Annotated in this window: 19 protein-coding genes; 7 read left to right on the top strand and 12 right to left on the bottom strand. The window is 63.2% G+C overall.

The window, feature by feature from the left end:
- Window positions 1-16: 16 nt before the first annotated feature.
- Window positions 17-937, top strand: a complete 921-nt coding sequence (locus M4J40_RS21485; protein WP_251756451.1) for a LysR family transcriptional regulator — start codon at window positions 17-19, stop codon at window positions 935-937.
- 26 nt (window positions 938-963) lie between these two features.
- Here M4J40_RS21485 and M4J40_RS21480 read toward each other — a convergent pair whose 3' ends face one another.
- The 3 genes from M4J40_RS21480 to M4J40_RS21470 all read right to left on the bottom strand — a co-directional run bounded on the left by M4J40_RS21480 (window position 964) and on the right by M4J40_RS21470 (window position 3,816).
- Entirely contained in the window at window positions 964-1,854 is an 891-nt protein-coding gene (locus M4J40_RS21480) for an NAD(P)-dependent oxidoreductase (protein ID WP_251756626.1), read from the bottom strand.
- A 40-nt stretch (window positions 1,855-1,894) separates the two neighbouring features.
- Entirely contained in the window at window positions 1,895-2,671 is a 777-nt protein-coding gene (locus M4J40_RS21475; protein WP_251756450.1) for an SDR family NAD(P)-dependent oxidoreductase, read from the bottom strand.
- A 170-nt stretch (window positions 2,672-2,841) separates the two neighbouring features.
- A complete protein-coding gene (locus tag M4J40_RS21470) occupies window positions 2,842-3,816 on the bottom strand; it encodes an aldo/keto reductase (RefSeq protein ID WP_251756449.1) in 975 nt (324 codons plus the stop codon).
- Between the two features lie 290 nt (window positions 3,817-4,106).
- On the opposite strand from M4J40_RS21470, the gene M4J40_RS21465 reads away from it, so the two are divergent.
- Window positions 4,107-5,780, top strand: coding sequence for an alpha-glucosidase (locus tag M4J40_RS21465; RefSeq protein WP_251756448.1), 1,674 nt, complete (start codon window positions 4,107-4,109; stop codon window positions 5,778-5,780).
- Window positions 5,781-5,798: 18 nt separating this feature from the next.
- On the opposite strand, the gene M4J40_RS21460 is transcribed toward M4J40_RS21465, so the two are convergent.
- The 5 genes from M4J40_RS21460 to M4J40_RS21440 form a co-directional block, all read right to left on the bottom strand.
- Window positions 5,799-6,194: a rhodanese-like domain-containing protein gene (locus M4J40_RS21460; protein ID WP_251756447.1), complete on the bottom strand. Its 396-nt coding sequence runs from the start codon at window positions 6,192-6,194 to the stop codon at window positions 5,799-5,801.
- A 118-nt stretch (window positions 6,195-6,312) separates the two neighbouring features.
- Window positions 6,313-6,543, bottom strand: coding sequence for a YbdD/YjiX family protein (locus M4J40_RS21455; RefSeq protein ID WP_251756446.1), 231 nt, complete (start codon window positions 6,541-6,543; stop codon window positions 6,313-6,315).
- Window positions 6,509-8,605 (bottom strand): carbon starvation CstA family protein, encoded by a 2,097-nt coding sequence (locus M4J40_RS21450; RefSeq protein WP_311134179.1) that lies wholly within the window; start codon window positions 8,603-8,605, stop codon window positions 6,509-6,511. Before M4J40_RS21450 ends, M4J40_RS21455 begins: the two co-directional genes overlap by 35 nt.
- Window positions 8,606-8,964: 359 nt before the next feature.
- Window positions 8,965-10,443 (bottom strand): rhamnulokinase, encoded by a 1,479-nt coding sequence (gene rhaB / locus M4J40_RS21445; RefSeq protein ID WP_251756445.1) that lies wholly within the window; start codon window positions 10,441-10,443, stop codon window positions 8,965-8,967.
- Window positions 10,444-10,567: 124 nt separating this feature from the next.
- Window positions 10,568-11,278 carry a GntR family transcriptional regulator gene (locus M4J40_RS21440; RefSeq protein ID WP_311134178.1) on the bottom strand — a complete coding sequence of 237 codons (711 nt, stop codon included), beginning with the start codon at window positions 11,276-11,278 and terminating at the stop codon, window positions 10,568-10,570.
- 140 nt (window positions 11,279-11,418) lie between these two features.
- Here M4J40_RS21440 and M4J40_RS21435 point away from each other — a divergent pair, with 140 nt between their 5' ends.
- The 4 genes from M4J40_RS21435 to M4J40_RS21420 all read left to right on the top strand — a co-directional run bounded on the left by M4J40_RS21435 (window position 11,419) and on the right by M4J40_RS21420 (window position 15,251).
- On the top strand, window positions 11,419-12,234 hold the full coding sequence (locus tag M4J40_RS21435) for a 2-keto-4-pentenoate hydratase (RefSeq protein ID WP_251756443.1): 816 nt from the start codon (window positions 11,419-11,421) through the stop codon (window positions 12,232-12,234).
- A 193-nt stretch (window positions 12,235-12,427) separates the two neighbouring features.
- Window positions 12,428-13,339 (top strand): TRAP transporter substrate-binding protein, encoded by a 912-nt coding sequence (locus tag M4J40_RS21430; protein ID WP_405030783.1) that lies wholly within the window; start codon window positions 12,428-12,430, stop codon window positions 13,337-13,339.
- Between the two features lie 95 nt (window positions 13,340-13,434).
- Window positions 13,435-13,971, top strand: a complete 537-nt coding sequence (locus M4J40_RS21425) for a TRAP transporter small permease (RefSeq protein ID WP_251756441.1) — start codon at window positions 13,435-13,437, stop codon at window positions 13,969-13,971.
- A complete protein-coding gene (locus tag M4J40_RS21420; RefSeq protein WP_251756440.1) occupies window positions 13,971-15,251 on the top strand; it encodes a TRAP transporter large permease in 1,281 nt (426 codons plus the stop codon). Before M4J40_RS21425 ends, M4J40_RS21420 begins: the two co-directional genes overlap by 1 nt.
- A gap of 74 nt (window positions 15,252-15,325) precedes the next feature.
- Here the strand turns inward: M4J40_RS21420 and cysE are convergent, their stop codons facing one another.
- Window positions 15,326-16,186 carry a serine O-acetyltransferase gene (gene cysE, locus M4J40_RS21415; protein WP_251756439.1) on the bottom strand — a complete coding sequence of 287 codons (861 nt, stop codon included), beginning with the start codon at window positions 16,184-16,186 and terminating at the stop codon, window positions 15,326-15,328.
- A gap of 147 nt (window positions 16,187-16,333) precedes the next feature.
- Window positions 16,334-17,251, bottom strand: coding sequence for a LysR family transcriptional regulator (locus tag M4J40_RS21410; RefSeq protein WP_251756438.1), 918 nt, complete (start codon window positions 17,249-17,251; stop codon window positions 16,334-16,336).
- 120 nt (window positions 17,252-17,371) lie between these two features.
- On the opposite strand from M4J40_RS21410, the gene M4J40_RS21405 reads away from it, so the two are divergent.
- Window positions 17,372-18,871: a CoA-acylating methylmalonate-semialdehyde dehydrogenase gene (locus M4J40_RS21405; protein ID WP_251756437.1), complete on the top strand. Its 1,500-nt coding sequence runs from the start codon at window positions 17,372-17,374 to the stop codon at window positions 18,869-18,871.
- Here the strand turns inward: M4J40_RS21405 and M4J40_RS21400 are convergent, their stop codons facing one another.
- Window positions 18,872-19,480 (bottom strand): aminodeoxychorismate/anthranilate synthase component II, encoded by a 609-nt coding sequence (locus M4J40_RS21400; protein WP_251756436.1) that lies wholly within the window; start codon window positions 19,478-19,480, stop codon window positions 18,872-18,874.
- Complete coding sequence (gene pabB, locus M4J40_RS21395; protein ID WP_251756435.1) at window positions 19,477-20,892, bottom strand: aminodeoxychorismate synthase component I; 1,416 nt, start codon at window positions 20,890-20,892, stop codon at window positions 19,477-19,479. Before pabB ends, M4J40_RS21400 begins: the two co-directional genes overlap by 4 nt.
- Window positions 20,893-20,932 lie beyond the last annotated feature (40 nt).

Here is a 20,932-nt window from a genome sequence, read left to right as displayed (position 1 = left end):
AATAAAGCGGACCCAAATGGAACTACGCCAACTGCAGCATTTCGTCGCCGTCGCCGAGGAGATGCACTTCACCCGCGCCGCGCGCCGCGTCAACATCGTGCAATCGGCACTGTCGACATCGATCCGCGCGCTTGAAGAGGAACTTGCCGCCAAGCTGTTCATGCGCAACACGCGCCAGGTCCAGCTGACCGCTGCCGGCCGCGTCTTTCTCGACAAGGCGCGCCTTGCCCTCGAAGCCGTGCGCGAAGCGCGCGACGCGGTCGCCGCCGTTCAGGGACTGACGCGCGGGCGCTTGGCCATCGGCACCGTGCAGAGCCTGCCGGCCTTCGTCGACTTGCCGGCCCTTCTCGCCTCGTTCCACGAGCTCTACCCCGGTATCGAAGTCCGCCTCTGCCAGGGCAACGCCGACCACCTCGTCGACAAGATCCGCTCCGGCGCCATCGACCTCGCCATCGTGCCGCTGATCGAGGCGCCGCGCGGCATAGCCACCAGGATGATCGCCTGCGAGTACCTCGTCGCCATCTGCTCTAAGAACCATCCGCTGGCCGGCCGGACCGACGTCCCGCTTTCGGCCTTCCGCGACGAGCCCTTCGTCGACTTCGAACAGGCCTGGGGCACGCGTCATCTGGTCGACAGCGGGTTTCGCCAAGCCGGCGTCGAACGCCGCGTCGCCTTCGAAGTCAATGACCTCGGCACGCTGATCGAACTGGTATCGCGCGGGCTCGGCATCGCGTTGGTCCCCGAGGCAATTGCCGAGGCGGAAGCCGAGACGCTCGGCGTCGTCCGCCTCGCTGAACCGCAGATGTGCTGGGAACTGGCAGTCGCCACGCTCGCCGGCAGCGGCGACGACGTCATTCTGGACGGCGCGCCCAAGGCCTTCATGGACCTGCTGATCGCCGTTCCTAGCGTCGACGACGAAAAAGAGGCGGCGGCCTGACGAGCCGCGCGCCCTTCTGGTCGACGTCAGCTCACATACTTCCGCCAGTCGTGCTGCTCCTTGAAGCCCAGTACGGTACGGATCTTCTCGTTGGAGATCGGTGCTTCGTATCCGACGAGCGGGCGGCTGTGCGGCGTGTCCGGGCACACCTTTTTGAGGAAGGTCTCGGTTGGCTCGCGGGCCGTGATCGTGTCGTTGACGGCGTTGAACACCTGGAAGCCAAGCCCTTTCTTGCCGACCGCGAGATGCACGATTTCACCGAGATCGCGAGCGTCGATATAGCTCCAGGCGTTGCGCTTGCGCGTCAGCGGATCTTCCATGAATCCTGGGAAGTTGGCGTACTCGTGCGGCTCGATGACGTTGCCGATCCTGAGTGCGTAGATGTCGGCGTTGTAGCGCATGGCGAAGGCGCGAGCCGTCTTCTCGTTCACCACCTTGGACAGGCCGTAGCTGTCCATCGGGTCGGTGTCGTAGTCCTCGGTCATCGGGAACTGATGGAAGTCCTTGTCGCCCTCGGCAAAGCACACGCCGAAGGTCGTCTCGCTCGAGGCGATGATCACCTTGCGAATGCCGAGCTTCATCGACGCCTCGATGACGTTGTAGGTCGACATCACGTTGGTTTGGAAGGTGTGGTTGTCCGGCGTCAGAAGAATGCGCGGCACGGCCGCGAAGTGGACGACGGCATCGGGAAGCACCGGCCGGGATCCGCTGGCGAGGCTGTCGAAATCGAAATGCATCGACAGCGCGCTGTAGACCTGCCCGGCGTCGGTCAGGTCGCAGGCCAACGTCGTCACCCCCGGACAATCGAGTGGCTTGAGATCGAGGTTGAAGACGTCATGCCCCTTTCCCTTGAGATAGGGCACCACATGGCGGCCGGCCTTGCCCGAGCCGCCGGTAAAGATGATCTTGCTTCCCATCATTGTCTCCGAGATTTCATGCGCCTGACGTCGCGATGCGTCAGGTCATCAGTTGGCCGCCATTCGCCTCGAGGACCTGACCGACCATGTAGCCGGAGAGGACTTCGGAGGCGAGAAACAGGTATGGACCGACCATGTCCTCCGGCTTGGCGAGGCGCTGCAGCGGAATGGTGACGCGCATCGCCTCGAGATAGGCTTGATCGGAATAGCGTTCATGAAACGGTGTTTCGACGATACCCGGCGCCACCGCGTTGACGCGGACGCCGAAGGGCGCGAACTCCTTGGCCATGCCGCGCGTCACATTCTCTATGAAGGCCTTGGCCGAACCATAGGGACCGGCGCCAAGACTGGCTCCGGTGCGGGCGGCGATCGACGTCGTATTGATGATGAAGCCCTGCTGCGCCTTGAGGAAAGGCAGCGCAGCGTGGGAAGCCACCAGCACGGAACGGACGTTGAGGTCGATCACCTCGTCGAACACTGCACCATCGAAGGCGGCATAGGGCATGCGCGCCACCATGCCGCCGGCGTTGTTGACGAGACCGTCGAGCCGGCCGAGCGCCATGGCTGTCTCTTCGACCACCCGGGCAACCTCGGTCGGCTTGGTGACGTCACCATGCACGGCCGTCGCCTTGCCGCCTGCGGCACGGATGTCGGCGCAGAGTGCCTCAGCGGCGGCGGCGGACGAGTTGTAGTGGATTCCCACGGAAGCTCCCTGCTCGGCAAAGGCGCGCGCCAGAGCCGCGCCAATGCCGGAAGAAGCCCCCGTGATGAGCACGGCCTTGCCTGCGAGATCGGGAATGCTGAGTGGCTTCGTCATAAGGGCCTCCTTCGTCACGCTGAGCGCCAGACGGTCGCGTCGGGGTCACGGGTCAAGCAAAGCCCGTCCCGTGACCGCTGTCCATCGGCAAGCCGGCTATGCCGCGCCTAGAGCATTCGCTGGAGCAGCCGCTTTTCGATCAGGTCGATTCGACCTGATCGGCGGGTGCTCTAGAGCGACTTGACCATGAAGGTCTGATACGGCGCTTCGAGGGCCGCGATCTCCTCGGCATTGAGGTCGAGATCGACGGCAGCGACGGCATCATCAAGGTGTCTCATCTTGCTGACGCCGACGATCGGCGAGGTCACGCCATTCACCTGCAGCACCCAGGCAAGCGCCACCTCTGCCATGGAACGTCCACGCGCTTTCGCCACTTTCTCGACGGCCCCAACCACCTCCGGCGCATTGCCTTCGGTGTGGTCGTACATGCCCTTGTTGTGACGGTCGGTGGTGTTGCGCTTGGTCTCCGTACCCCAGGGGCGCGTCAGCTTGCCGCCGCCGAGCGGGCTCCACGGAATGACGGCGACGCCCTGGTCGCGACAGAGAGGCAGCATTTCGCGCTCTTCCTCACGATAGACGAGGCTGAGCTGGTTCTGCATCGAGGCGAACGTGGTCCAGCCGTTGAGCTCGGCGACGTGCTGCATCTTGGCGAACTGCCAGGCGAACATCGAAGACGCGCCGATGTAGCGCGCCTTGCCGGCCTTCACCACATCATGCAGCGCCTCCATGGTCTCCTCGACCGGCGTGAAGGGATCGAAACGATGGATCTGGTAGAGGTCGACGTAATCGGTGCCCAACCGCTTCAGACTGTTGTCGATCTCACCCAGAATGGCCTTGCGAGACAGGCCACGGCCATTCGGTCCCGGTCGCATCGGGAAGAAAACCTTGGTGGCGAGCACGAACTCTTCACGCGGCGCCAACTCCTTCAGGACGGTTCCGGTTATCTCCTCGCTCGAACCAGCCGCGTAGACGTTCGCCGTATCGAAGAAGTTGATGCCGGCCTCCCAGGCCTGACGGAACAGTGGCCTCGCTTCATCGAGGCCAAGCACCCAAGGGCGTTCGTCCGTCACCTTTCCGAAGGACATGCAACCGAAGCAAACTCGGCTGACTTCAAGCCCCGACTTTCCGAACCGGATATACTGCATGGCAACTCCTCCCTCAGGAAGCCGCTGAACAGATCATCGGCATCCGCTACGTCTCTTTTCGATCCGGCAGTCAATCGCCACCGATTTGATCCGTCAAATGGATAATCGAGATAAGATTGATCTCCATAGATGACACAATAAGCCATTCAATGCGCTTTGGATGTCACGTTCTCGGCTTTTCGTTCTGGTCTGATAGACGGTCGCACCACTTCACACTCGTTGGGATGAATCGTTTTTGCTAACGTCTGTCCGATCAAGGCGGCCCCGAGAGGTACGCAATGGAGAAAGCCATGTCGGAACACCAAGAGCCCGTCAGCCGCCGCTGGTGGAAAGAGGCCGTCGTCTACCAAATCTATCCTCGCTCCTTTCAGGACTCGAACGGTGACGGCATCGGCGACATTGCCGGCATCATTTCACATCTCGACTACCTCAAGGATCTCGGTGTCGACGTGGTGTGGCTGAGCCCGCACTACGATTCGCCCAATGCCGACAACGGCTACGACATCCGCGACTATCGCAAGGTGATGGCCGAGTTCGGCACCATGGCCGACTTCGACGCCTTGCTGGCCGGCCTCAAGACGCGCGGCATGCGCCTCATCGTCGACCTTGTGGTCAACCATTCTTCCGACGAGCACGTCTGGTTCGTCGAGAGCCGCAAGTCGAAGGACAATCCGTACCGCGACTACTACATTTGGCGGCCGGGGCGCGGCGACGGCCCGCCGAACGACTGGCGCTCGTACTTCTCCGGTTCTGCCTGGACGCTCGATCCGGCCACGGGTGAGTACTATCTGCACCTCTTTGCCGACAAGCAGCCGGACCTCAACTGGGAGAACGACAAGGTGCGCGCCGAGGTCTACGACCTCATGCGCTTCTGGCTCGATAAAGGCGTCGACGGCTTCCGCATGGATGTCATTCCGATGATCTCCAAGGAGCAGACCTTCCCCGACTACCCGCCGGAGCATCGCGAACGCACCGAGTATTACCACGCGGTGGGGCCGCGCCTGCACGAGTTCCTCCAGGAGATGAACCGCGAAGTTCTCTCGAAATACGACGTGATGACGGTGGGCGAGGCCTTCGGCGTCACACCGGAGCAGACGCCCGACCTCGTTGACGAGCGGCGCGGCGAACTGAACATGATCTTCAACTTCGACGCCGTCCGTCTTTGCAACGATGGCCATCGTTACAGAACGTGGGCGCTGCCCGAGCTGAAGGCCATCTATCGCCGCCTTGAGGAGAACACCGGCCCTCACGGCTGGAACACCGTGTTCCTGTCCAACCATGACAACGCCCGCCTTGTCAGCAGCTTCGGCGACGACGCCGAACCGTGGCGCGAGCCGTCAGCCAAGCTGTTGGCCACGATGCTGATGACCCTGCACGGAACGCCGTTCATCTACCAAGGCGATGAACTGGGCATGACCAACTATCCCTTCACGTCGGTCGAACAATACGATGACATTGCCGTCCGAAACGCATGGAAGGCGGAGGTACTGACCGGGCGCGTGACCGCGTCGGACTTCCTCGAGGGCATGGCGCGCACCAGTCGCGACCATTCCCGTACACCGATGCAATGGAGCGCCAAGCCGAACGGTGGTTTCACCACAGCCGAGAAGGCATGGCTCGCCGTCAATCCCAACTATCCCAGGATCAATGCCGAGGCGGCATTGGCCGATCCCGGCTCGATCTACCACCACTATGCGAGGCTGGCCGAACTGCGCCGTTCGCACCCCGCCCTCGTCTACGGCGGTTTCCAGGATCTTGCGCCGGCTCACCCCAAGCTTTTTGCCTACACGCGACGGCTTGGTGAGGAGACCTTGCTCGTCCTGCTCAACTTCTCGCGCGAGACGATCGAGGTCGACCTGCCGTCCGGCGTGGAGATTGGCGAGCAACTGCTCGGCAACCTTGCCGATCCATCGAAGGGCAAGCGATTGGCCGGCTGGGAAGCGCGCATCCACCGCTGCCGCTGACCCCGCCTTGGGAAGGCCCTACGGCCCGGTGACGATCGGGCCGTTCTTCTCCGTCCACTCGATCATGCTTCCGGTATAGACGCTGACATCCGAACGCCCGGCGGCTTCGGCTACGGTCATCGCTTGCCCGGCGCGCCGACCGGAGCGACACATCAGGACGACGGGAATATCGGATGGCGGCGGCAACTGTTCGGCCTTGAAGGTCGACAGAGGCAGGTTGACGGCGCCCGGCACGTGGCCGTCCGCGAACTCTTCGGCCTCGCGGACGTCGACGAGATGGATGCGGTTCGAGTTCAGCCCCGCCCGCACCTGATCGAAGCTGAAAACCTCCCCGGCCACAGCCGGCCCGGCAAGAGACAGAAACAAGCCCCCGAGAAACGCCCAGTTCACCAGCCGCATCGTCCACTCCCTCATATTGCCCTCCGCGAATATGGGGGCCGATACACGATGATTGCAAGAACGATTGACGAAATAACGGCGCCGGCCTCTCCCTTGGGAGAAATCGGCGCCGCAATTGAGAAGAAGTCCGTCGTCAGCAGCAGCGGAACACTCCGCCGTTGGAGCCCCCGCCATAGCGGCGCTCCTGGCTGTTTCGGAAGAACTCTTCCTTTGTCATGACCGGCTCGTCCGGGTGATTGACCTCCCGATGAACGACATAGGTGTCGTAGTCGGGAACGCCGACCATGAGACGCGCCGTCTGGGCGAACTTCCGGCCGACCTTTCTCGGATCAGGTAGCCTGAGGCCGCACACCTGGCATGTCATCGCCCACCTCCCTTGCAGTTGGCTTCTGCTCGCGCAGCGCCTTGAGCATCGCCTGCACGCCGAACACCAGCATGCCGAGGACAATGATCATGAATGCGGCGGTGAGCGCAGCGTCGACCCACTGGTTGAGAACGACCCGTTGCATCTCCTCCACCGTCTTGGCCGGGGCGAGAATGGTGCCTTCTGCGATCGCCTTGGAGAAGCGGTTGGCCTGGGCGATGAAGCCGACTGCCGGACGACCGTCGAACAGCTTCAGCCAGCCGGCCGACAGCGTGCAGACGGAAAGCCAAGCCAGCGGCACCAACGCAACCCAGGCATAGGCCTGCCGCTTCATCTTGAACAGCATCACCACGGCAAAGGCGAGTGCGATCGCCGCCAGCATCTGGTTGGCGATTCCGAACAGAGGCCACAGCGTGTTGATGCCACCGAGGGGATCGACGACGCCCTGATAGAGGAAGTAGCCCCACGCGGCGACGGCAAGCGCCGTGGCGACGAGATTGGCCGTCCAGCTATGGGTCTGCCGGAAGGCGGGAACCGCCGTGCCGATCAGGTCCTGAATCATGAATCGGGCGACGCGCGTACCGGCATCGACCGTCGTCAGGATGAACAGCGCCTCGAACAGGATGGCGAAGTGATACCAGAAGGGCATCAGCGCCACGCCGCCGATCACGCCCGACAGGATATGCGCCATGCCCACCGCGAGTGTCGGCGCACCGCCGGCCCGCGACAGGATGGTCGCCTCGCCGACGTTCTTTGCCATCTCCCTCAGCATGTCCGGCGTCACGGTGAACAGCGGATCCCAGCTGGAGATCACCTGCGCCGCTTGGTCGGCCGTGGTGCCGATGACACCGGCCGAGGTGTTCATGGCGAAGTAGACGCCGGGCTCGATCACCGAAGCGGCGATCAGCGCCATGATGCCGACGAAGCTTTCCATCAGCATCGCGCCATATCCGATGAAGCGGAACTGGCTCTCGCTCTCGATCATCTTCGGCGTGGTGCCCGACGAGATCAGGGCGTGGAAGCCGGAGATGGCGCCGCAGGCGATAGTGATGAACAGGAACGGGAAGAGGTTGCCGGAGAACACCGGCCCCGTGCCGTCGATGAACTTGGTCACCGCCGGCATCTTCATCTCGGGCATCACGAAGACAATGCCGATGGCCAGCGCCATGATGGTGCCGATCTTCAGAAACGTCGACAGATAGTCGCGCGGCGCGAGCAGGAGCCACACCGGCAGGACCGAAGCGACGAAGCCATAACCGATCAGAATGAGCGCCAGGGCCTCGCCCTTGTAGGTGAACAACGGCGCCAGCATCTCGCTTTCCGCGACGGTGCGGCCGAAAAGGATGGCAAGCAACAGCAGCACGACGCCGATAACGCTCATCTCGCCAATGCGACCCGGCCGGAAGAACCGGCTGTAGAGCCCCATGAGAACGGCGATCGGAATGGTGGCGAACACCGTGAAGGTGCCCCACGGGCTGCCGACCAGGGCCTTGACGACGATCAGCGCGAGCACGGCAAGCAGGATGATCATGATCATCAGGATGCCGATCGACGCGACAACGCCGGGAAGCGGGCCAAGCTCGGTCTTGATCATGTCGCCGAGCGACCGGCCGTCGCGCCGGGTCGAGGCGAACAGGATCAGCAGATCCTGAACGGCGCCGGCAAAGATGACGCCGGCGATCAGCCACATGGTTCCGGGCAGATACCCCATCTGCGCGGCGAGCACCGGGCCGACCAGCGGACCGGCGCCGGCAATGGCGGCGAAGTGGTGACCGAACAGAACGTACTTGTCGGTCGGAACATAATCGAGACCGTCATTGTGGCGTACCGCTGGCGTCCTGCGGGAGGGATCCGCACCGAGAACACGGTTGACGATATAGAGCGCGTAAAAGCGGAACGCGACGAGATAGGTCGCGACGGCGGCGACCACCAGCCATAGTGCGTTGATGGTTTCGCCGCGGCTGAGAGCGACGACGCCGAGAGCGACGGCGCCGACGACGGCGATCAGTATCCAGACGAGCCATTCGCCCGGTGAACGGGGCATCTTGGCGACTGTTGACATCTTGTCCTCCCGACGGAAACCCGGCCGAGGAAGGGTGGAGTTGCAGACAAGCCTCCCCGTCGCCCCGACAGGATTTGTCGGGACCCAAACGGGTTGATTTTGCTTCTGATTCCACCAGCCGCCGCCGTATCGACCGATCCTCCTCCTCCCCAGGACTCTGATCCGGACGAACGACGGCGGCTCCACTCCCGCGGCAACCTTCCGCTTCACTGTAACGATGCGAACAAGACTGGATTATTGTATCGCTTCCTTCGCGACAAGGTGAAGAAACGCTTAACGCGAGATGTTTCCCTTAGCAAATAGGATGATGAGTCCCCGCTTTTCAGGGGACTGCGCCGTCATAGGTGGCAAACAGCCGATCAATGGGCAGCCGGCGTCGCCTGAACAATCAACCGGAAGCGGTCGCGAACGCCTTCCGAGACCACGGTCGCCGGCGCGATCTCGGTCACGCCGAACGAGCGGCGCACGATGCCCCTGGCCTCGTCAAGGGAGCCGATCACGCCAAGCCCCATCATCTGGAGCGCGGCGTTGCCGAGCGCCGACGTCTCAACGGGGCCGGCGCTGACCGGAATGCCGCAGGAATCGGCCGTAAGCTGGTTGAGGAGCTCGTTTTTGGCTCCTCCGCCAATGATGCGGATGTGTGTCAGGGGGCGGCCGGTCAGCGTTTCGAGTTCGTCCTTCACGCGGGCATAGTCGAGGGCAAGACTGTCGAACACCGCTCTCGCCACCGGACCAAGCCCTTCCGGCACCGGTTCGCCATGCTCGGCAGCGAGAGACCGGATTGTGGCGGTCATCGAGGCAGGGTTGAGGAAACGCGGGTCATCCGGATTGATGAGCGTCACCCAGGCGGGCGCTTCGGCGGCGGCGGCCACAAGATCGCCGAACGCCGGTTCGCCGAACTCCTTGCGCACCCGTTGGATCAACCAGAGGCCCATCAGATTCTTGAGAACACGGTAACGACCGCAAACGCCGCCCTCATTGCCGATATTGAAGCCAAGCGCCTGTTCTCCAACATAAGGAATCGGGCTTTCCACCCCCATGAGCGACCATGTCCCTGACGAGAGGAAAGCCTCGTCGGCTCCTCCGATCGGAGCGGCGGCAACCGCCGACGCGGTATCGTGGCCACCGGGCGCGATCACGAGAACAGGGCGCCGCCCATCGCGGCCGGTCATCGGCCCGAGTACCGTTCCCGGTTCAACCGGCTTTTTCATAAGGCTCCGGCGGACACCGGTCAGTTCCAGGAGATCTGCGTCCCAGTCTCGCGTTTCGAGCGACAGAAGCTGTGATGTGGTCGAGATCGAGAACTCGTTGGAGACAATCCCCGACAGGCGGAAGTGAAGGTAGTCCGGCGTGAAAAGAAGATGTCGGGCGACAGCGAGCCACTCGGGATGCTCCTTCGCTGTGGCGCGCAGTTGATAGAGCGTGTTGTAGGGCTGGAAATGGATACCAGTGCGCCGGTAGATCTCGGCGGCCGGCATGATTGCCGTCACCTCGTCGATCATGCCGGCGGTTCGGTCGTCGCGATAGGCGACGGAGACGCCGACCTGGCGCAAGTCTTCGTCCAGCAACACGTAATCGACACCCCAGGTGTCGCAGCCGACGCTCTCGATCGGCGCCATGTCGTCGGCGCGATCGATCCCCGCGCGGATTTCCCGAACAATCGCCTCGCTGTCCCAGCAATCGTACCCGGTGGTCGGATCGACTCCGAGTGGCGTTTCGAAGCGGTGGGCCTCCCTCAGTTCGATACGGTCGCCATCGAACGAGGCCAGCATGACGCGACCGCTGCCGGCGCCAACATCGACTGCGGCGACATGCACCCGCTGCTTCTCACCCAACATGACCGCACCCTCCCCTACCTTGGCGAACCTAGGTTCGAGGGGGCCTCGCCGTCAATCAAACTTGGCGGATCTCAGCAGAAAGTATCAATATTTTGCAAGATCGATCATTCATTCCCGGTCAAGCTCAGGCGAACAGGAACCCGAACTGATCTCGAACTCTTGGCAATGCCTTGAGAATTCCGTCCAGATGAACCTTCAGCGCCACCTCGGCCCGATCGGCATCATGGCAGTCGATGGCGTCTATAATCCGCCGATGCTCCTCGACCAGTTTCGGCAACGTATCTGGCTGCGGCAAGGTCAGATGGCAGACGCGGTCCATGTGCGCCTTGATGGTCGCCAAGGTTTCCCAGGCAGTTGGGTAACCGGCTCCCTCCGAAAGAGCCGCGTGGAAAGCCTCGTCTTCCCGCTGAAAGGCATAGTGGGATTGCGCCGCGGCAAGATCCGCCTGCCGATCGAGAATGCCATCAATGCGTTGACGGGCCTCGGGGGCGAACGAAACGCAGGCTCGGCGCACCACCGCCACTTCGATCGACTCTCGAACGAAGCGAGCCTGACGCATCAGATCGAGCGATATCTTGGCGACGAAGGTTCCCCTTCTCGGCAGGATACCCACAAGCCCCGCCTTGCCGAGATTGATCAACGCTTCACGCACCGGTTGACGCGAGACGCCATAGCGATCGGCCAGCTCCTTTTCCGACAGCGAGGCTCCCGGCTGGATTTCAAGCGTGATGATTGCCTTGCGCAGCTCGCGCTCCACGCGCCGCGCAGCCGAGTCCTCGGAGGTGTCCGGGAGAACCGTCATCTTCTGGCGCCCGCTTTCTTCGTCCGCAGTCAAAAAGTCGGTATCCGTTTTTCTAGCTCGACATCTGCCATACCACATCAGTATGGTACAGAAAAAGCCACCCTTCGGCCCGGTGGGAGCAACTGCTCGACGCCCGGCCTCAAGGACCACCGGCTGTCAGGGGAACACCAAACATGAGTCTGCAGGAAGCCGACGTCGATCGTATCGCCGCGCATTTCGTGGAGGCGCGCCGCGCCGCCACGGCACTCGACGCTTTTCCCGGCGCACTGCCTGACTCGCTGGCAGACGCCTATCGGGTGCAGGAGAGAGCCATTGCCCTGAGCGGCCGTTCGGTCGCCGGTTGGAAGGTTGCCGGCATTCGCCCCGATCTGCGCGAAACGCTCGGGGCCAGCCGTCTCGCCGGTCCGATCATGTCCGGCAACATCCAGTTTCTGCCTGACGGTGGAACGGTTCGGATGCCTGTGTTTGCCGGCGGCTTCGCCGCGCTAGAGGCCGAGTTCGTCGCCATCTTCGCGCGCGACCTCCTGCCCGTCGACGGAGCCTTTTCCGCGGACTCCATCACGGCGTCTCTGTCCGGCCTGCACGCTGGCTCGGAAATCGCCTCAAGCCCATTGGCGACCCTCAACGATCTCGGCCCGACCGCCGTGGTATCGGACCATGGCAACAATGCCGGAGCCGTCGTCGGCCCAGAGGTTTCCGGCTGGCGCACCACGGAGCTGTCCGAGCTCGGCTCGCGCATGTCGATCAACGGTAGCGTTGCTGGCGAAGGCTCGGCAGCCAATGTCGTCGGTGGACCGATCGCCGCTTTGCAATTCCTGGCCGAGCATCTGTTGACACGGGGGCGACATCTGAGGGCCGGTGACATCGTTCTGACCGGCATGACCACCGGGATACATCAGGTCGTTCCCGGTGATCGGGGCCGCATCGAGTTTTCGGGCGCCGCCCCCTGCGACATCGAGGTTTTTGAAGCCCTTCCGGCCGGTCTCTGACCGGTCGTTTGCTTTGTGAAGCGAACCCGCCGCTCGGTTGAGGAGCCTGGGCGATCGGTTCGAGGGGCTGTGCCCGCCAGCTGCCATAGCGGGCGACGCGGCTGATGACGCCGCAAATGGGAGGAAAGGCATGAAGCGAGGACTCACCTGCATTTTGGGTGTCGTCGGAGCCTTCGGGCTCGCAGGCACTGCCATGGCCGATACGGTCACATTCAAGGCCGCCGACGTCCATCCGGACGGATACCCCACCGTCGAGGCGGTGATCTACATGGGCAAGCTGGTCGAGGAGAGGACCGGCGGGCGCATCAAGATCCAGGAGTTCAACAACGGTGTGCTCGGCTCGGAGAAGGACACCATCGAGCAGACTCAGTTCGGCGTCATCGACTTCAACCGCGTCTCCACCGCGCAATTCAACAATGTGGTGCCAGAGACGTCGGTGCTCGGCCTACCGTTCGTGTTCAAGTCGGTCGATCACATGCACCATGTCGTCGACGGGCCGATCGGCGAGGAAATCCTGAAGGCTTTCGAGGCCAAGGGGCTGATCGCCCTCTGCTACTATGACTCCGGCGCCCGGTCGATCTACACCAAGAAGCCCATCGCCTCGATCGACGACCTCAAGGGTCTCAAGCTGCGCGTTCAGCAGTCTGACATGTGGGTCGCCACGGCCGAGGCCATGGGAACCAATCCGACGCCGATGCCGTTCGGCGAGGTTTACTCGGGCCTGCAGACCGGTGTCATCGACGGCGCCGAGAACAACTGGCCCTCCTATGAATCCACACGTCACTTCGAGGTCGCCAAGCACTACACGCTGACCGAGCACTCGCTGCAGCCTGAAGTGCTGGTCATGGCCAAGTCGAGCTATGACAAGCTCTCGGCAGAGGATCAGGCGGTCATCCGCCAGGCGGCAAAGGACAGCGTTCCCAAGATGCGCGAGCTGTGGGCCGCCCGCGAGAAGGCGTCGGAAGCCAAGGTGCGCGAAGGCGGCGCGATCGTAGCTCAGATCGACAAGGGCCCGTTCATCGAGGCGATGAAGCCCGTCTACGACAAGTTCATTACCGATCCGAAGTTGAAGGATCTCGTCGCCCGTATCCAGGCCACCGAGTAACCACGGCCGAGGGCTGGCTCCAGCCCGTCCGAACTCAGCCGCCGCCCGGCCCGAAAGCCGGGCGGTGTTCGGTGCGTCAGGATCTCGGTGATGCCATGAAGACCCGACACAACTTGCTTTTCCACCTCATCGACAGACTGGCCAAAGCGACCCTGGCCGCCGCCGGTATCGCGCTTGTGCTGATGACCATCGTCGTCGGCGCCCAGGTGTTCAGCCGCTACGTTCTCAACTTCTCCCTGACTTTCGCCGAACCGATGGCCATCCAGCTGATGGGCTGGTTCATCTTTCTTGGCGCGGCGGTCGGTGTTCGGGAGAACTTTCACCTCGGGCTCGACCTGTTGCGCTACCTGGCGCCGCCATCGGTCAACCGCCTGCTGGACACGATTTCCCTGTCGCTCATCGCCGTCTTCGGTCTCTTCATCTCCTGGTACGGGTTTCAGCTTGCCGCCCGGACATGGGACACGCTGATCCCCGGCCTGGGCATCACCGGCGCGACCGATTTCCTGCCGTTGATCTGTTCGGGCTTGCTGTTCACGCTGTTTGCCGTCGAGCGGATCATTCGGTTGCACTTCGGAGCGAGCAGCTCCGAGTCCGACGTCTCGGAAACCGCACTGCCGAGGGATGCATCCTGATGGAACTCTGGATCCTGTTCGGCTCCTTCGTGGGGCTTCTCGTGCTCGGCACGCCCATCGCCTTCTGCCTGGCGATCTCGTCGCTGTTCACCATTCTCTATTTGGGCATGCCACCGGTCATCGTCGTTCAGCGGCTCAACTCCGGCATCAGCTCCTTCGCGCTTCTGGCCATTCCCTTCTTCATCTACGCCGGTGACGTCATGGCGCGCGGCGGCATCGCCGAGAAACTGGTGCGATTGGCCGCCTCGATGGTCGGGCATGCGCGTGGTGGACTGGGACAGGTCAATATCGTCGCCTCGACCATGTTCGGCGGCGTCTCCGGCTCGGCCGTCGCCGATGCCTCGGCGGTTGGCGGCCTGATGATCCCGCAGATGAAGAAGCGCGGCTACGACGTCGACTACGCGGTGAACATCACCTCCGTCGGCGCCATCATCGCGCTGTTGATCCCGCCGTCGCACAACATGATCATCTATTCGATCTCGGCCGGCGGCAAGATTTCCATCGCCGACCTGTTCACGGCCGGCGTCATACCCGGCCTGATGCTGGCCGCCTCGCTCATGATCGCCGCCTATTGGGTGGCCCGGCGTCACGGCTATCCGGCGGAGCTCTTCCCCGGATGGCGCAAGATCGGCCCGATCGTCCTGAACGCCATCCCCGGCATCCTATTGATCGCCATCATCTTCGGTGGCGTCCGCTCGGGTATTTTCACGGCGACCGAGAGTTCCTGCATCGCGCTGATCTATGCGCTGCTCATCACACTGCTCGTCTATCGATCGATGAGCTGGAGCGACTTCCGCGAGGCGACGCTGGGAGCGGTGCGAACCACCGCCATGGTACTGATGGTGATCGGTTCGGCGGCATCGTTCGCCTGGCTCCTGGCTCTGCTACAGGTACCCGCTGCGATGGTCGCGGCCATGCAGGCGGTGTCGGAGAACCCGCTCGTCATATTCCTGCTGCTGAACCTGATCCTACTGGTGCTTGGTTGCTTCATGGACATGGCGCCGCTGATCATCATCACCACGCCGATCTTCCTGCCGGTGGTCACCGCCTTCGGCATGGACCCGGTTCAGTTCGGCGCCATTCTGATCCTCAACCTCGGCATCGGGCTGTGTACGCCTCCGGTGGGCTCTGTGCTGTTCGTGACTTGCGCCATCGCCAAGATCCCGATCCTACAGGCCGCCCGCACCATCTGGCCATTCTACGTCGCCGCCTTCCTGGTGCTGATGATCGTCACCTACGTTCCAGCGGTCTCACTGTGGCTGCCGCGCCTGTTTCACTAGCCTCGAAAAGACAAAGGCGGCCCGGACCATCCGAGCCGCCGTCAGAACTGTTCGGCGCATCAGCGCAAGATCGATCATATCACCCAGGTGAAGGCGGAGTAATCGCGCTCGGTGAGCATCTGGTCCATGTTGCGGGCCGGATTGGCCGGCGCATCGCCAAGTATGATGCGGGCCGGCGTACCGACGGCCGTTGAGTGGGCGGGAATGGTTGTCGTCACCAGCGAGCCGGCAGCGACCTTGGAATAGGCGCCGATTTCCACCGGGCCGAAGATCTGGGCGCCGGCGCCGATCATCACGCCGGTCCGGATTGTCGGATGGCGCTTGCCTGTATGCGTTCCGGTACCGCCCAGCGTCACGTCCTGCAGGATGGACACCTCGTCCTCTATTTCGGCGGTCTCGCCGATCACGACGCCGGTGGCGTGGTCAATGAAGATGCCCTGCCCGATCTTGGCACCCGGATGAATGTCGGTCTGGAAAACCGAGGACGAGCGGCTCTGCAGCACCAGAGCCATGTCACGCCGGCCGGCCCGCCACAGGTGGTGGGCGATGCGATGCGTCTGGATAGCCGAAAAGCCTTTGAAAAACAGGAATGGCTCGATCAGGCGACCGGACGCCGGATCTCGCTCGACCACCGCCTTGAGATCGGCATGCACGGCATCCAGAATCCCGGGATCGGCATCGAGCACCTTGAGCACGGTCCGGGCGATGACTTCGGAAGCGAGTTCATCTCCCGCAAGCCGCTGGCCGAGACGGCTGGCGAGCGCCGTCGCCAGATCGGACTGTTCGAGAATGGTGGCGGCGAGAAGCGACGTGAGCGCCGGTTCGCGAGCCATGGCGGCTTCCGCCTCGCCCTTGAGGCGATGCCAGTAAAGGTCGATGGCCGACGACCGGCCGGTCGCAACCTCGCCTGCCCAAAGTCTCGACGCCCGGTCCATGGCCATCACTCGAATAACTTGATCTCTACACGGAATTTTATACGAAAGTCGCATCGACGCCAAAGCATGGCGTTGTCGCGCAACGGCAATGATCGGAAGTTTGTTCTATGGAACTTCGCGCCGTTGGAACTTTGTTCCAGTATCGGATCACTCAGAAGATGACGATACCTTGGCTGGCCCAAGCGGCTGGAAGTACCGACGCTGCCGGCGAAAGGTCTCGACAAGGTAGCGCCGACAGGCGGCGATGGCCGCGATCGATGTCGCACCGGGGTGGCCCACCAGCCAGTAGGTACGCGAGAAGCTCACCTCCGGCAGCAAACGGACAAGCCCTGTCGCGTCAAGCGCCATGAAGTCGTGCAACACGCCGATGCCAGCGCCAGCACAGATCGCCTCGAACTGGCTCGTTGCACCAGCGCAGCGGTAGAGACGCTTCGAGTAGGCCTGCAAGGTGGCTGCATAGTCGAGCGCCGACGAGAAAGTGTAGTCGTCGATGCCGGTGACGAGACGATGCCCCGCGAGATCGTCGAGACAGGCGGGCGAACCATGGTCGGCGAGATAGCCTTCGGCCGCATAGACGCCAAGCGTATAGTCGACGAGCTTGGTCGCTACGAGGCGACCCGTTGTCGGCCGAGATAGCTCGATGACGAGGTCGGCCTCTCGCCGAGACACCGAGAACTTCACCGGCAAAGGAACCAGCTCCACGAGCACCCCGGGATGCTGCGCCGCGAACAGTCCCAACTCGCGGGCAAGAAAGCTGTTTCCAAGCCCGTCGGGCGCGCCGACACGGACGGTGCCGGTGATCTCGGTCTCACCGGACGACACGGCCGCCAGCGCCGCTCGCGTCTCGATCTCGATGCGCTCGGCCAGCGGGATCAAGCGCTCGCCAGCCTCGGTCAACACGCAACCGGTCGGGCGCCGCTCGAAGAGCGCCGCGCCAAGCTCAGCCTCCAGCGCATCGAGACGGCGCGCCACGGTGGTGTGGTTGACACCCAGCCGGCGTGCCGCGGCGGAAAGCTGTCCGCCACGAGCGACGGCGAGAAATACGCGAAAATGATCCCAGTCCATGTCTTCACATTAATGCACAATGGTTTTCCAAGCCAGCATATTGCCGCGCAACCCGGTCTTGGTGTTTCATCGCCTCAAGCGGGCAGGACATGCAAGCTCAACCAGAGGGAAATAAGGGAAATGACGACAACCATCGGCCACTTCATCGACGGCAATCACGTCTCCCCAGGCTCGAGCCGCTCGACCCCGGTGTTCAACCCCGCCACGGGCGCGGAGACGGGTAGGGTCGCCATGGCGAGCGAGGAGGATGTGCGGGTCGCCGTCGAAGCCGCCAAGGTGGCCCAGCCCCGCTGGGCGGCAACCACGCCACTGCGTCGCGCCCGTATCCTCAACCGGTTTCTGGGCATCATGGAAGAGCGGGCCGGCGATCTCGCCGCGGTGATCACGGCCGAGCATGGCAAGGTGCTGAGCGACGCGCGCGGCGAGATCCAGCGCGGCATCGAGGTGGTGGAGTTCGCCATCGCCGCGCCGGAGCTGTTGAAGGGCGAGTTCTCCGAGAACGTCGGCACCGGTGTCGACAGCCACTCGCTGCGCCAGCCTCTTGGCATCGTGGCCGGCATCACGCCGTTCAACTTCCCGGCCATGGTGCCGATGTGGATGTTCCCCGTCGCGCTCGCCTGCGGCAATGCCTTCATCCTGAAGCCATCGGAGCGCTGCCCCAGCGCGTCGTTGCTGATCGCCGAGTGGTTGGCCGAAGCCGGCCTTCCCAAGGGGATTTTCCAGGTGGTGCAAGGCGACAAGGTCGCCGTCGATGCCCTTCTCGACGACCGCAACATCGCCGCCATTAGCTTCGTCGGTTCGACGCCGGTCGCCCGCTACATCTACGAAACGGCGACCAGGAACGGCAAGCGCTGCCAGGCGCTCGGCGGCGCCAAGAACCATATGGTGATCATGCCGGACGCCGATCTCGACCAGGCGGCGGATGCGTTGATGGGCGCCGCCTATGGCTCGGCCGGCGAGCGCTGCATGGCCATTTCCATCGCCCTGCCCGTTGGCAAGACTACCGCCGATGCCCTCGTTGAGAAGCTCGCCGAACGGGCAAAGAAGCTCGTCATCGGCGCCGGAACCGACAAGGCATCCGAAATGGGGCCGTTGGTTTCGAAGCCCCACCTCGAGAAAGTGCGCGGCTACGTCGACAGTGGTGTTGCCGAGGGCGCGAAGCTGGTGCTCGACGGACGCGGGTTCATCAGCCCCGGCGCCGAGAACGGCTACTTCATCGGCGCCTCCCTGTTCGACAATGTGACGACCGAGATGAAGATCTATCGCGAGGAGATTTTCGGACCGGTACTCGGCATCGTGCGCGTCGAAGACTTCAACGCCGCCGTCCAGCTGATCAACGAGCATGAGTTCGGCAACGGCGCCGCCATCTTCACCCGCGATGGTGACAGCGCGCGCGAGTTCACCACCCGCATCCAGGCCGGCATGGTGGGCGTCAACGTACCGATCCCGGTGCCGATGGCGTTCCATTCCTTCGGAGGCTGGAAGGCGTCGCTGTTCGGCGACCACCACATGCACGGTTCGGAGGGCGTGCGCTTCTACACCCGCCTCAAGACCGTGACGAGCCGCTGGCCGACCGGCATTCGCTCCGGCGCCGACTTCATCATGCCGACGATGGAGTAATCAGAACGGGGCGAGCGGGGTGGCAGCACTCCGCTTTGCCCGCCCCGGCAAGTGGGACAAAAAGTTGGCGAACAGTCGATAGCCGCCTTCGGTAAGCACGCTTTCCGGATGGAACTGCACGCCGAACGTCGGATGCTCCATGTGTTCGACGGCCATGACATCGCCCCCCTCGCTCCGCGCCGTGACGCGAAGTGGCGTCCCCGCCGACACATCGATGGCTAGCGAATGATAGCGCCCGGCGACCAGCGGGCTCGGAAGTCCTGAGAAAAGCCCGGCCCCCTCATGGGCGATCGACGATGACCGTCCGTGCATCGGCTCACGGGCCCGAACGATCGTCGCCCCGAATGCGGCCCCGATGCACTGATGGCCGAGACAGATGCCGAGGATCGGCAGACGGCCAGAAAGCATGCGCACCGCATCGGTCGAAACGCCCGCCTCGCCTGGACCGCAAGGGCCGGGGCTTATCACCAGGGCCTCCGCGCCGAGAGTGACGATACCAGCCACATCGATCGCATCGTTGCGCAATACGGTCACCTCTTCGCCCAGCTCGACGAGATAGCGGGCGACATTGCCGACGAAGCTGTCGAAGTTGTCCAGCACGACGATCAATTCGGACTCCCAAAAGCGCTGATCAGCCGCTTCGCCTTGAGTTCGGCCTCATCAAACTCGGCGGTGGGATCGGACAACAGCGTGATCCCACCCCCTGCCCCAAGCGAAGCTCGCCCGCCGGCAAACGTCGCCGTGCGGATCGCGATATTGAAGTCGGCCGAGCCGTCGAAGCCGAAATAGCCGATGGCCCCGCAATAGACGTCACGCGGAACCTCCTCCAGTTCGGCGATGATCTCCATGGCCCGGATTTTCGGCGCGCCGGTGATCGATCCACCGGGAAAGACGGCGGCGAGCGCATCCACCGCCGAACAGCCATCCCTGAGCTCGCCCGTAACCACCGACACGAGATGATGCAGAGAAGCATAGGTCTCAACCTCGCAAAGGCTCGGCACCTTGACCGTATGCGGCTTGCAAACGGCAGAAAGGTCGGAACGCAGCAGATCGACGATCATTACGTTTTCCGCCCGGTCCTTTTCCGAGGCTGCAAGCGCCACCGCGCGGGCGGCATCCTCGGCCGGATCGGCGCCCCGGGACGTGGTTCCCTTGATCGGCCTGGCTTCGACGCAACGCCCTCGTACCTCGATCAGGCGCTCCGGCGACGATGAGGCAATCTGCGCCTGGCCGTAATCGAGGAAAGCGGCGAAGGGCGCAGGATTGGCGGCATGCAAAGCGCGATAGTACCCCCAGGCGTCGAAATCGTCCGGCAGGTCCGCCTCGATGCGCCGCGTGATGTTGGCCTGGAAGATGTCGCCGGCGAGGATGTAGTCTCGCGTTCGCGCCACGGCGGCTTCGTAACGAGTTCGATCGAGATTCGCCTCGAATACGAGATCGTCGCAACCGGCGAAGGGCTTCTCGACCGGAGAGGTCCTCTCGATCACCGCCATGAACTGCTCGGCCCGCGCCTTCGCCCTCGTCTCCCGCTTGTTCGGCTCACGCTCCGGCCAACCGGTCGAGATGAGAAAGGCGCGACCGGCAGCAAGATCGCAGGCTAAGACCACGTCGTAGAAGTGCATCTCGAGTTCGGCGATGCCCTCCGTTGGCGCCGGTGTCGAGGGCAGCCGTTCGAGCAAGCGACCGAACTCATAAGCGACATGTCCGATGGCGCCCCCCTGAAAAGGCGGCAATCCCGCCACAGGCTCATGCCTGTAGAGCGCCAGACGACGATGGAGTTCGGCCAGCGCCCGACGACCGGGCGATCGAGGATCATCCGGGTGCGCCGCGACCTCCTCATCGTTCCAGAATACCCGCTCTCCAATCACACGGAACGTCGCGAATGGATCGGCGGCCAGAAAGGCGTGGTTGCCCAATCCGGTGCCGACGAGAGCGCTGTCAAGAAAGGCAAACCGCGACAACGGGCGAAGTCGCCCGGCAAGGATCATCGGATCGGAGCAGTCGAGGGGGGTGACGATCATCTGACATATGGAGGCAAAGGCGGGGATCTCTACGGTATAA

The sequence above is a fragment of the Pleomorphomonas sp. JP5 genome (genome assembly GCF_023721815.1).
In the GTDB taxonomy this organism is placed as follows: domain Bacteria; phylum Pseudomonadota; class Alphaproteobacteria; order Rhizobiales; family Pleomorphomonadaceae; genus Pleomorphomonas.
This window is presented reverse-complemented; position numbering and strand designations above follow the sequence as displayed.

Coding starts and splice junctions, on each gene's coding strand:
- cysE (WP_251756439.1), bottom strand. CDS start 16,186: ATGGACCGGGCGTCGAGACTTTGGGCAGGCGAGGTTGCGACCGGCCGG.
- M4J40_RS21430 (WP_405030783.1), top strand. CDS start 12,428: ATGGCCGATACGGTCACATTCAAGGCCGCCGACGTCCATCCGGACGGA.
- M4J40_RS21425 (WP_251756441.1), top strand. CDS start 13,435: ATGAAGACCCGACACAACTTGCTTTTCCACCTCATCGACAGACTGGCC.
- M4J40_RS21420 (WP_251756440.1), top strand. CDS start 13,971: ATGGAACTCTGGATCCTGTTCGGCTCCTTCGTGGGGCTTCTCGTGCTC.
- M4J40_RS21460 (WP_251756447.1), bottom strand. CDS start 6,194: ATGAGGGAGTGGACGATGCGGCTGGTGAACTGGGCGTTTCTCGGGGGC.
- M4J40_RS21435 (WP_251756443.1), top strand. CDS start 11,419: ATGAGTCTGCAGGAAGCCGACGTCGATCGTATCGCCGCGCATTTCGTG.
- M4J40_RS21470 (WP_251756449.1), bottom strand. CDS start 3,816: ATGCAGTATATCCGGTTCGGAAAGTCGGGGCTTGAAGTCAGCCGAGTT.
- M4J40_RS21465 (WP_251756448.1), top strand. CDS start 4,107: ATGTCGGAACACCAAGAGCCCGTCAGCCGCCGCTGGTGGAAAGAGGCC.
- M4J40_RS21405 (WP_251756437.1), top strand. CDS start 17,372: ATGACGACAACCATCGGCCACTTCATCGACGGCAATCACGTCTCCCCA.
- M4J40_RS21455 (WP_251756446.1), bottom strand. CDS start 6,543: ATGACATGCCAGGTGTGCGGCCTCAGGCTACCTGATCCGAGAAAGGTC.
- M4J40_RS21410 (WP_251756438.1), bottom strand. CDS start 17,251: ATGGACTGGGATCATTTTCGCGTATTTCTCGCCGTCGCTCGTGGCGGA.
- M4J40_RS21450 (WP_311134179.1), bottom strand. CDS start 8,605: ATGTCAACAGTCGCCAAGATGCCCCGTTCACCGGGCGAATGGCTCGTC.
- M4J40_RS21475 (WP_251756450.1), bottom strand. CDS start 2,671: ATGACGAAGCCACTCAGCATTCCCGATCTCGCAGGCAAGGCCGTGCTC.
- rhaB (WP_251756445.1), bottom strand. CDS start 10,443: ATGTTGGGTGAGAAGCAGCGGGTGCATGTCGCCGCAGTCGATGTTGGC.
- M4J40_RS21485 (WP_251756451.1), top strand. CDS start 17: ATGGAACTACGCCAACTGCAGCATTTCGTCGCCGTCGCCGAGGAGATG.
- pabB (WP_251756435.1), bottom strand. CDS start 20,892: ATGATCGTCACCCCCCTCGACTGCTCCGATCCGATGATCCTTGCCGGG.
- M4J40_RS21480 (WP_251756626.1), bottom strand. CDS start 1,854: ATGGGAAGCAAGATCATCTTTACCGGCGGCTCGGGCAAGGCCGGCCGC.